Origin of the sequence: Chryseobacterium geocarposphaerae (genome assembly GCF_002797535.1) — a bacterium.
GTDB lineage: Bacteria > Bacteroidota > Bacteroidia > Flavobacteriales > Weeksellaceae > Chryseobacterium > Chryseobacterium geocarposphaerae.
Window position 1 is genome coordinate 1,627,225 of record NZ_PGFD01000001.1, and the last position, 12,303, is coordinate 1,639,527.

At 36.6% G+C, this 12,303-nt stretch carries 5 protein-coding genes; all 5 read right to left on the reverse strand.

The annotated features are described in order from the left end of the window. Positions 1 to 18 precede the first annotated feature (18 nt). Complete coding sequence (locus CLV73_RS07220; protein ID WP_157798749.1) at positions 19 to 2,685, reverse strand: PKD domain-containing protein; 2,667 nt, start codon at positions 2,683 to 2,685, stop codon at positions 19 to 21. Positions 2,686 to 2,784: 99 nt separating this feature from the next. After that, complete coding sequence (locus CLV73_RS07225) at positions 2,785 to 5,769, reverse strand: PKD domain-containing protein (protein ID WP_100376169.1); 2,985 nt, start codon at positions 5,767 to 5,769, stop codon at positions 2,785 to 2,787. Positions 5,770 to 5,782: 13 nt separating this feature from the next. After that, positions 5,783 to 8,608 (reverse strand): hypothetical protein, encoded by a 2,826-nt coding sequence (locus CLV73_RS07230; protein WP_100376170.1) that lies wholly within the window; start codon positions 8,606 to 8,608, stop codon positions 5,783 to 5,785. 24 nt (positions 8,609 to 8,632) lie between these two features. Further along, positions 8,633 to 11,686 carry a baseplate J/gp47 family protein gene (locus CLV73_RS07235; protein WP_100376171.1) on the reverse strand — a complete coding sequence of 1,018 codons (3,054 nt, stop codon included), beginning with the start codon at positions 11,684 to 11,686 and terminating at the stop codon, positions 8,633 to 8,635. 84 nt (positions 11,687 to 11,770) lie between these two features. Then, entirely contained in the window at positions 11,771 to 12,184 is a 414-nt protein-coding gene (locus CLV73_RS07240) for a GPW/gp25 family protein (protein WP_100376172.1), read from the reverse strand. Positions 12,185 to 12,303 lie beyond the last annotated feature (119 nt).

A 12,303-nucleotide genomic window follows, 5' to 3' on the forward strand; every position in this document is an offset into this window, starting at 1 on the left:
TTTAAATGCAGTATCTTATCATTCATACACATTTACTTCTACTTCCTGAGTAGCAAATGCTCCGCTATCAGCATCAACAACCGTAAGCTTGAATTTATATGTTTCAATACGAAAATCTGTTACCAATAGATCTGGTTTAGTTATTCCGGAAAGCGTTACTACCGGACCATAGGTCTGAACCCATGAATAAAGAGGCGTTTGCACTCCCGGATTTTCCCCTTTTAATGTAAAGGAATTACCTTGGGACAGATAAAATTCCTGCGGACTTTTTAGATTAAGCTTAATAACAGGAGGAATACTCTCGCAACATTGGACACCTCCTGTGAAGTCAATATTATTTATTACAACAGAAGGAGCAACAGGAAAATCATACCAATTGTTGATATTTATGCTTTGAGAGCATCCGCTTCCGCCCACATTTATTCTTATTGTCGGAATTTTTGCAGGAGACAGATTATAAAAAGTATAGCTTACCAATCCTTTTGCATCCGGATTCTGGGTAACCCAACCGCCATTATCCAGGAAATCCCAACTATACGTATAGTCTGCAAAATTTTGCCCGTTTTTTCCTGAAACTTTAAGGATTATGGTTGTTGCATTAGAACCGGCTTCCGGATAATAAACAGAATCTACAACGATATTTACATCTGGCTGTGAAGTAACTTTTATATTGCAAGTGGTAGGTTTCCCGTTTACAGTAAAGGTAATTTCCTGACCATATAATTCAGGACTTACTACCTGGGGATCAAAGAAATACAATCCGTTTCTTACTGTTACACCTCCGTTTAATTTAGCATCCACAACAGCTTTTACTATTCCATTCGTAGGGAACACCGTAAAAGGTATAGGTTCAGATTTGGCACAGATAACCGTATTCGGTAAACTCAATTTAATTACAGATTTCGGAGTACAACATATATATGGCAGTGAAAAATCTGCAATAACTGTTGAATCTCTTCCAATAGTTTCATAAACCATTACAAAGGTACCTCCTCGCTCTACACCTCGTTTATGTTCCAATCCCGGATGTTCTTCTACATAATCATTGAAATACGCTTTAAACAGATCTTTATTATCTACCAATTCTTCCAGAGACAAAACCATAACATCAAATCCCAGCTGCTGCTTATCCCTGATTTCTTTTATTTGTTGAAGAGCATCCTCATAAAACATTCCCTGATGACCTTCAATATTATAAAATGAATTTTTATCTATATTAAAATTTAAAGGACTATCAGGCATTTGTGTATTGGGTGAAAAGAAATCAATAGCATACCCTAAATTATCTGCAGCCGATCGATTGCTTGTTTTATCAAAATTCCAGGCTTTTAGCAATTCTCCTGTAACCTGATAGTAGAAAGGAACTGCTTTATTACTTAAAGGATTTAATTTTTGTGATGGAATAATTTTAATTCTTGCTTCTTCCTCATAACTAATTGAAAACCTAACATTCTGTGCCTGCTGAACGAAACGACTGATTAGCATTTTAACTCTTTCCATTGCTTTTTCATCATCTAAAACAGGAGAATTATAAAACTGATGCCTAAACGAATCTAGATGGATATTTGATGTTAATTTCCCTAGCAAAACGTGTTTAGGAAAAGAATCTAAATCCGGAAAGCCTTTAGTAAAAGATTTGGGAAGCAACTTTATAATTTCAGAATAGGTATCCATTACATCTTTCACAACATCATAAGCATACTGAAAACCAAAACGTTGAACAAAAAACTCCTGCAATCTATTTTTAAAAGATGCATGATCTGCACCCTGAACTCCTATTATTTCTGAGATTTTATTGATTTTATCAAATACAAACTCACCATAATTAATTTTTTCCAAAGCAGCAACATACAGCTCCTTTACGTCTGAAGAAGTAAATTGCGTTTCCACTCCTTTTTCTAAAATAAGCCGCTCTACAATCACCCGTTCTTGCTTTTCAGCCTTCAATATTTTATCTATAAACAAAGGATGAGGATGGATAAGATCTTTTATTTTTTTCGGAATTGTACCATCTATATCAGGTAATGGCAACAGGTTATCTCCAATAATATTATTAATTCCTGCCGCCGAAGTAAGCAATACTTTAAGGTTACGAATTTGTTGAACTCCATGGTTATCACAATCCACTCCTCTACAAGGCTTAACTTCTTTTTCGTAATTTTCTAAATACAGCAACAGGTATTTGTCATCCAAATCTGAAAGGTTACTGATGGGCTGAAAGTCCGAATTAGCTTCCTGGGCCGTTGCCAATTCCCACAGCTCAACCTGGCTTCCTCTGCCGTTGTTCACATGAAATGCAGGATAGTGTACTTTGAAATTATCATATATTTTAAAATGGGTATATTTTTTATTTTCTATCTTGATGGTTTTCAAATCACTTACGTACAATTCTTCACTTACCACACTCGTATTATTCAGGGTCAGTAAATCTCCATCAGTAGTGAGCGCCACTCCCTGAGAAAGCTGTATACCGCTCAACAGCCTATTTGAATACGTAAGACTGGGCTTGAGACCACATACCACACCCACTCCCTGCAACATTACCCTGGATAAACGGTCCTGGTCTTCAAAAAAATCCAAAAACTCGTTGAACTGGGTATACTCTATATATTGTCCTTTGCTGAATTTGCGGTATTGAGTCGATATATTACGTAGAGATGATATATCACTTAATTGATTATTCATTATTATTAATTTTTTAATGATTTATTAAAGTCTTTTAGTAAACTTCACAGGCAGAGTGACTGCCCATGAAGTTATACACTTACTCCTTTTCAGAATTTCTTATCTTGTTACTCCCGTACAAGGATTTATTTCTAAGAAGTTACCATTCGGATAACCTGAGTAAATAGGTGTTGTAGCATTTGCCAGGAAAATCTGAGTAAAGGCAACACCTGTATGACAATAATCTAATGCACATTCAAGAGAGAACTTCACAAAACCATCTGGTGATAGCAACGCGATTTGCTGTGCTTCCGCCTGTGTTATAACAATTGTATTTTGTCTGCTAAACCCACTTGTTGCATTTGTAGGATAATAATTTTTTGCATCTTGGCTTCCCAACGTATTACTTAAATGGATATTCCCTTTGATAATTCCTCTTGGATCATTGTAAGGAGTTGCACCCTGAATTAAAATACCGTTTCCTTTTAAATTAAAACTAGCATCATTACAAGTGTGTCCCGGATCTATACCATCTCTATAAAGAATCACCACCTTCATTCCATTTAAACACACAACCGTCATTTGCCCTTTTAATTTTAATGGAGCTACAGCAACTGTTTTACTACAGCCATTTCCGTTAGTTACAGTAAGCGTTGGATTGAATACATCCTCCTGCCCTGCAACAAGATTGTATTTATGCTGAACAATTCCATTACCTGGTAAAGCACTTAAAGATAACGGTGCTGTTCCGTCCCCAAAGTTAAATACATAAGTAAGTCCTGTACTGCCACTAGGAACACTCACATGGAAATCTACCGTAGCATCCGGATCTGACGTATCTACTCCGTAGCTTATATTTCCTGCAGTTACAGATACGTTTGGTTGTTCGTAGACAACCAATTGTGCCTCAACCTCATCATCATTAACCGTGAAAGTAATGGTCTGTCCGAAATACGCTGCATTCACCAGAGAAGGATCTAAGAAGCTCTGACCTCCGGATTGTGTAATTGCCGGTATCTGAGTACCATTTACAAAAGCTTTCACCTGACCATCTAACGGAACAGTCGTAATAGCCATCGGAGCATCGTTTTGACATAATTTGCTTTCCGGTAGTGCCAGGAATACAGGATCTTTTTTAGAACAGCACAAGTAAGGCAATGAGAAATCGGCTAAAACCTGATTGTTTGTTTCTGATTCATAAATTAAAACAAAAGTTCCCCCCGGCTCTACACCAGCCACATGCTCTAAACCTGACTTTCTCTCTAAAAATTCGCTTAAAAGCTCACTTACAACATCGTCTTTTTTAGGATCCTGTCTTACAACGGTAACACTTTCGGATGATGTTTCTTTTGCGAATTCAACCTGATTCAGCAATCTTAATTTATCGTCTAACTTGGAGATGTTTAGTAAACTTTGTGAACTAATTTTCTGATTACTAATATCACTGGAAATGGATAGCAATTGCTTTCTAAGATCTTCTATTGATACTGTTTTTTCTTTCACCGGCACTTCTTCACCAGGTTTTTCCCCTTTTTGCAATACCAATGCAATAACATCAAAAGCCAATCCATATTTTGTTTTAAGATCGTTGATGTTTTGTAATGCTGTTTTATATGGCAACCCGAGATGCCCCTCAATTCTATAGAAATCATTGTCATCAATATTATAATTCAACGGATTCTGAACAAAGTCGTCTCCCGCTAAATTGGCTGTATGATAACTTAAATTATAGGCTTCTCTATCAGTTTTTGTTTTTTCATAATTCCACTGAACCAATAGTGGCTTATCAACACGATAATAATACGGTATTGCTTTATTCCCCAATCTTACATATAGATTAGAAGGAATAATTTTAACAGGCCCTATGAATGATTGAAATCCATTAATTTTCTGTACAAAACGATTGGAAAGCATTATAACTCTTTCGTAGTTCTCATCATCATTTGTAGTTACAGGTGAATTATAAAAACTGTGACGGAAAGGAGTATGATCTCCTAATTCCAACCTTGCACCGACAGGACCTAACATGAGATGCTTAGGGAATGATGCTATACTCGGGCAGCAATCAACATCCAGATGCAATATCAATTCTTTTATTTCGTTGTATGTATCGATTAAATCTTTCAGCAAGTCATATCTGTATTGATATTCATCTAATACCCCTGCCGTTTTAGGATACATTAAAGAATTCAATTTGCTAAACAATGATTCACCTCCTAAATTAACACTTATATTAAAAGTTTTCGCAATGGCACCAAAACCATCAGTCAGATCCGTAACAGTTCCAATAGCATTTTGAAATCTTGATTTTAAATCGGATGCTTTTGTAATGCTCGGATCTAAAATAACTCTTTTAGCTTCTATTTTAGGTAAGTGATCAAAAAGTTCTTCGTAAGTATTGTGAAGTTTATAAAGGGTATCTTTTGCATCACCTTTATCCATAAGATCAACCACAGACTGCGAATCCGCCAGAAGCACTCTAAGATTGGATACCTGCTCTGCTCCCGTATTGTCACAGTCAGCGTCCTGACATGGTGTCTCTTCATTGGAATAGCTTTCCAAATACAGAATAATAATTTTATCATATATATTCTGAATGGTTCCGAATAGCTTAAAATCTGCTGCATTAGCGCCTCCTGCTATCAGCTCGCTATATTCTTCTTCAGTGATCAGCTCTATAAGAGGTATTTGCTGACCGCCAATACGGAAATGCTCATATCTGACGACATCCGTATAATCTCTATAGTATTTATATCTTACATCGCTGAAGTCGATTAAAACTTCTGATGCATTCGCTCCTTTTTTACGCAGCGTTATCAGATCTCCGTCTGTAGTAACTCCGGCTCCCTGTGCAATTAGAATAGTCTGAAGGAAAGGATCATCTAATCCTGCTTTTCCCACCATATCAATTTCAGTCGGCAACAGCAGATTCGTGTATTCTGATTTAAAACCACATACCACTCCTACACCACTCAATCGTGTTCGTGACAGCCTGTCCTGATCCTCGAAATAATCGATAAATTCATTGAGTTGCCCCTCGGTTAGTACCTGATTTTCGTTGAACTTCCTATATTGGGTTGTTACATTATCTAATTTAGTATTCATTGTTTGTCAATTTTTATATGTTTGATTGTCCTAATATGATTTTTCCGTCTAAATCGTCATCATCTTCCATTGCACAGTCCAAAAGTCTTCCCGGTCGGTAAATATTGTTCAGATTGGTAAGAGCAATCAATAAATCATGAATGCTGTTTCCAAGATTAGCAGTATTGTTTTTCGACTTATCTGAAAGGTATTTTTTAAAGGCAACTTCAAATTCCGCAAGGTCATTCTGAGCCGCTTCTTTTTCGCTCAGCCGATCTCCTACCCAGCAAATTTTTGCCAGAACATGGGCCGGAATTTCTTGTCTGATAACTGTTTCTGCATAGCGTCTAAAATCAGGATCCTGAAAACGATAAGCAAAACCCGGAAGTACTACACTTACTCGATAGGAATAAGGATCGAAAACATCTGTTTCGCAGTCTTCTTCACACGAAGACATGAACGCTTCCGAATATTCCACCGATTCCGTTGCTGAATCTTCGGTTTCAATATCGTACATCACTTTGAAGGTTTCTTCTATCGACATACAACCAATGCCACCCACGATTTTATAATCTTTAGCCGTTGGTTTAAGCAATAAATGCTCGACAAGAAAAATTCCCTCTTCGGTAAAGTCATATTTAAAATATCTTACAATCTCCCTGATTCCATCTTTCAACTCTTGCAGCGTGGAATAAGGATTGGTCATTTTATGAGTGGCAATCACATTTTTCTCAACGGTATCATCTACAATTTCAAAATAGTAGTTACCTCCTGCCGAAACACGGATTTTAATATTTCCAATCAGACAGTAATCATCCTGGCAGTTTTTTAGTTTTTCTATGGTATCTGGATCATCTTCATCCAATTTCTTCAATGCATTTTCCAGATCTTCCTGATCGATCTGAATCGTTTGATAAATTGCTTCATTAAGATTCTTGGTTGCAGCATACTCAATCTGATAAGTATTGACAGATGATAAGATAATATTGCTCTCTGCATCTTTTATTTTCCAGGTATAGCTTGCCTTCCCTTCACTATTTTCTGTTTTGATAATCGAAACTGGTGATTGGGATAAGCTCCTTTGCTGATAATTTTTAATTCCCAACAAACGGGCTATTCTTTTCTGTACCCCGGAAATATTATCTGTATTCCAAAGATCTGAATCTGCAAACAGGATATAATTATAGCCTAATCCGCGGTCTTTACTTAATGATTTGTATTCACTCAGGAATTTTTCTTTGTTGCTCAGTACAATTTCATCGGTAGATTTTCCGTATAATGATTTCATTAAGAAAGTATAGTCACTGAATGTTTCAGCAAAACGGGAAATCAAATGATCCAAAACTTCATTTCGGCGTTCTACACTATTATCCAGCTCCTCATACAGGGAATCTGTAAGTTCATCATCATTTTCAGGATAGTTAGGAACCAATTCATCAAAACCTTTAATATTTTTAAGAGCCTGTGTAAAGAATGTTCTTTTTAAACCACCATTAATACTCAATACTTCTTTCACTTTTTCAAGATGTTTGAAGTAACCGGCAAGTATCTGATCAAAAAACAATAAATATCCTTTTAGCTGCTTTGCCAAAGCTTCTCTTTCGGGAGTCTTATTCCCTATAATCCCTGATATTCCTACTCCGTAAGTATCCGGAAATTCATTTAAAATAGTAGCATAGCTGGCAATATCATAGGATGTTCCCTGTGGTAAAGCCAATTCTTTATTTAATCTGGCATTATCTCTCAGTACTTCTTCTTCTCTTTTAAGAGTTTCTAAATAATCCTGAACTTTTTTGTCATTGATATTTAAAGGAAGAGAACCTTTACTGTAGCTGAATGAACTTAGCTCACACAATTCCGGTTTTCTGCCTTTTTCAATACAGATCAGCCAATCGTTGGTCTGCTTGATCACATTATCACAGCCTGCAATAGAGATTTCATGGATTTCTTTAACCCCATCAATTTTCATAATTTCACTGATGATATCGGAAACACGGACTTCTCTTCTCAACTGGCTGTTTTTAAGTTCTTCAGTATCAATAAAACCATTATCCAAAAGCGGTCCTTCAAAAATCTGATCCGTAGTCAGCCCTTTTTCCAGCATTTGTTTTAATGAATAAAAATGAACTTCCGGAGATAAGTAATTGTTGATTGTTCGTATTACTTTGGCATGTACCAGCTCTTCATCAGCTTTGTTTACCAGTCCGATACGGGCACATACAGCGACTTTTTGGGTTTCAACTTCTTTAATTTCGGCTAAATCTTCGCAAAGACTTCTATTGGCGTGATAGCGATCTAATATCTGAGTTTTGATATTAGATTTTTCGCATCCTGTACCTACTTGATCAATATCTTCAGCATAATCCACATACAGATCATATAGCCCTTTTATATTGAAGTACTGTGTCTTTTCCCCAATAGGCTCGAAGTCTATCTGCCCTGTTTTACAATCCACATACAATGTTTCATTTTTAGGGACCAGCCAACAGTTGCGGATGGGTCTTTTATGACCCGCTACTGAACTGATATCTATAAATAGTTTTCTGTAATCAAGCTCGTTAAGAGGTCTGGAAGGCAAAATTTCTGTAGCTTTTAGAAACTGCGTATGAATATCTTTGTTTACATCTTCGGATGCTAAGATATCTTCCATATTCAGATTCATTCTCATCCCAAGATCTGTTATGGCATAGCTCAACACTTCTAAAGTGGTAATACCGGGATCGTGGGAGTTATAATCTGTCCAAAGTTTTCCTCCCAGTTCTTCTATGTATTCAATACCTGTTCTGCGTAGAAAATGAAAATCGGTCTGATCTCCGGTTTCTATATTTTTTGATATACTAATGTGCTTATTTTCTGACATAATTATGTTCTCTTCTTTTTATTATTAAATACATACCTGATCTGTAATCGTAATATTATGCTGTTTAGCAGATACCAGGATAGATTTCGGATCCACTTCGATCAGAGATTGTCTTTGCAAAACATTATTCACCAGTATTTTGATCTCATCGATATAATCCACATAGTACAGCTGCTCCAGGTAGCTTACCAACTGATTGACATTTAATTCTACATTAAAATCAATGTCCTTTGAGTCTGTAAAAGCCCAGGGAGAGATATATTTTTTAATATCTTCATCCAATTGTCTGATATAGAACGTTTCATCGTATTGTTCGAAGAATTTAACCCTTGCTTCTATTTTGGCTTCTTTATAATTAGGATTGATTACCTGAGCAGTAACATGCATCGTATTTAATTCATTTACATAATTTTGAATTCTGTTCAGACTGGCTCTACTCACTCTTGGCTGGTAGATATCAAAAGCATTTTTATTTTTAATGTTCGGTACTACCATCAGGGTAACATGGCCGGGAGCCATATATGAAGTTTCAGAAGTATGGTTTAAGCATTTTACCTTAAAAACTTCCGGGAATTCCTGCAATACTAAACTTTCATAATCCCATTGCGTAATTGCTCTGTGTTTATGTCTCAGCCGTTCACTTACACGTCTGTAAAACTCCGCATCTGCTTCCTTGTATTTACCATCGAATGAATTATAAGGCTGGTTAACCGATTTTACCTGAGGTACTCTGGTAATAAGCTTCTTGATGGTATTCGCTTCTAATCCGTTATTTAAGTGGGACAAATCATTATCCTGATTCTGGAATGTTGCCAAAACAGCCTGACTATATATTCCCTGAACTTTACATACGGCATCATAGCTCCTTCTTGATTTAGCCCTGATCCAGACTAATCCATCGGTGAATCTTGTGTGGCTGGTATTGATATCTTTAGGAATTTTAAACTTTACAATACCTGATTCCAAGAACTTTCTCGTTTCGTTTTTCAGCATACTTTGTGAAAGGTCGATCCATGTATTGCCGGACAGGATATGCCATTCGATGAACTCTTTTTCATCGAAAGTATCCACTAAAGGGTTTTCACTTCCTTCCAGCATCTGGATCAGCAGGGAAACGGTAGTTTGCGGTACCGCTTCGAGGCCAATGTACAATTCGCCTCCATTTTCATGTACGGGAACAATGCTTTTCGTTTCAGTTTCTTTTTCATATTGCCCGAATACGTCTTCGTGGTACAACTGTACCCCTTTGCTTTTGGCAGCTTTTCCGTTTGAATCTTTATCTAAATAAGAATATGCAATTTCTCGTGCACTGTAGCTCAGTTCGATATCTTCCGCGAAAGGAATATATGGTTCGTTCGGAACAAGTTTATTTTTACCGGGATCGCTGGATAATGCCAATGTGTATAATTTAGGGTACACATCCTGTAATGCCGACTGGTTGAGCGTCAATCTGATTGCCTCGCTCGTTCCGGGATCCGTACTGGTGTTTAGAATGGAAAATTGTGTTTGATAACCGTTTTCCATTTTTCTGAACAGTTCAATATTATTGCCTTTCTCGCGCCACACCTCTTTTTCCAATATTGCTGTATCTGCGGTGAAATAAGCATCTGAACGAACAACCGACGGGCCTTCCAACGATTCAAATTGTTTTACACTGATGTTTTGATTCGGCTGAATTACATACCCCCTGTATAAATTGGTTATTGAATCCGGTGTATTTTTCCAGTTGATGATGATCGCTGCATTTTCCCATTTTTTGGAAAACATTTCAGGATATTTGATGTAAAAATTAGATCCTTTAACCGGTTGTGCGGTGAACGGATAATACGGTTTTTCAGCATTTAGTGAGCTGCTGTCGTTTTCGATCTGAAGAGATCTTACACCTTTTACATCTACAGCTACTTCTACATTTTTCACCGACTTTTCCGCAAGAGCTTCGTAAATATCGTAATACTGTGGTCCTTCGATCATGAATCTTACCACAGGGAAATCCGTCTGAAAAGTTTGTAACAAAACATCCTGATTGTATTTTACCACGGCAGGAGCCTCTTTCGTTAATGTAAAAGAAAGCACCAGCTGGTCTGCGCTTTTTCTTATACATCGTAAGGGCATTCCGGAGAGCCATTCTTTTTCTCCGCTGCACAGGACTTTAATATTGTTTTCAATATCTCCGGCTGATAAACCCTGAAATTTCTGTGCTGAATTTTTATTAAAGTCTATGGTAAGCGTTACTGTTCGTTCACCTTCGTTCAATTCAAATAATGAAGATGCCACCGAAAAGCCCAGTTTAGCTGTTGGAAGCTCTTTATAAATAGACTTACCTGAAATTGTTTCATCAGAATTATATCCAAACGGCCACCAATAGTTGCTGTCTTCCGGCAATTTATCACCCAGACCATCGGCTGTGTCGGCAACCGGAGCCATTTTCAGTTCTCCTTTTTCAACGTCGTTTAAGAAACTTTTGAGCTCGACTACTTTTGCCTGATTGGCGATAAGCTCTTCGCCTGTTTTGTAAATACGTTTTTTTCCGTTCGCATCTTTATCACCATCCAGCAATGTACCGCTTGGTATTCTTTCCTGAATTGCTTTTTTGGCCAATTCAAAAATCACATAGACTTTGTCTTCTTTGGCATCATTTTTTTCAATCTGAAGAATTTCGTTATAATAGAAATCCAGATGTCTTTTTGTTAAATTATTGAAGGCTTTTTTTGAGAAATCCAATAATTTTAAAAAACAAACAAATAAAGTGAGGTGAGGCGTTAAATTACTGTCTTGTTCAAACTGGGAAATAAGGTCTGCAACCTGTTTTTTCATACTTTTATACTCAACACTCTCTCTACGTGGTATAGTATCAGTATCATCATCACCCAAGAAAAAGTTTCCCCAGTTTCCTTTTGGTGTTGTATTATCATCTTTATCAAAATATTTTACACGCTTCGCAAAATTGTTTGCAAATAATAGCCAATCAAACAAATCGAAATCGTGTAATTCAAGATTGCCAGGATCTAATTCTGCTAAAAAGCGCTGCATTTGTGATTTTCCTTCACGATAATGTGAAAATGTATCTGTTTTTTTCATTTGTTTATATTTATCTTTCTATGGTCAGATGCAATACTTATTGTAATGTTGGTAGTATTCAAAATGGCTACAGACATCCCGTAATCAGTAAATTTCAGTAGCTTCCTCTTTATAAAAAGGAAAAACAATATTGCTTCTTGTATTCGTATTTCTTACTTCGTAGTCAATTTTTATCAACACTTCGCCTTCAAGTTCTTGCTGGGTATCAATATCAATACTTAAAATGTTGATTCTAGGTTCGTGATATAAAATCGCACGTTCGATGATTCCTTTCATCTGTGTAATAAGCGTTAAATCTAACGGCTTAAAGAGCATTTCCTGCAAATCACATCCATAGTCCGGAAACATTACCCGTTCCCCAGGACGTGTTGACAATAAAATAATAAGGCTATTATTGATGTCTTCCACATCGGTGGTCATTGCCAGTTTTCCTTCAGTTTCATTAAACTCAGGCGGAAAGCTCCAGCCTATTCCTAAAAAATCTGTATTTATTTTCATACGTTATTTTGTATTATATTTAGTTGTAACATCTTGCATCTGTAGCATAGAGTTTGGTTTGTTCTAACCGTTTTATTATTGATGTTTATTTAAATGGCGTTATTATCATATAAAACCTT

What these genes read in the sequence shown, in the direction of transcription:
- CLV73_RS07240 (WP_100376172.1), bottom strand. Translation starts at nt 12,184, where the DNA reads ATGAAAATAAATACAGATTTTTTAGGAATAGGCTGGAGCTTTCCGCCT.
- CLV73_RS07230 (WP_100376170.1), bottom strand. Translation starts at nt 8,608, where the DNA reads ATGTCAGAAAATAAGCACATTAGTATATCAAAAAATATAGAAACCGGA.
- CLV73_RS07235 (WP_100376171.1), bottom strand. Translation starts at nt 11,686, where the DNA reads ATGAAAAAAACAGATACATTTTCACATTATCGTGAAGGAAAATCACAA.
- CLV73_RS07220 (WP_157798749.1), bottom strand. Translation starts at nt 2,685, where the DNA reads ATGAATAATCAATTAAGTGATATATCATCTCTACGTAATATATCGACT.
- CLV73_RS07225 (WP_100376169.1), bottom strand. Translation starts at nt 5,769, where the DNA reads ATGAATACTAAATTAGATAATGTAACAACCCAATATAGGAAGTTCAAC.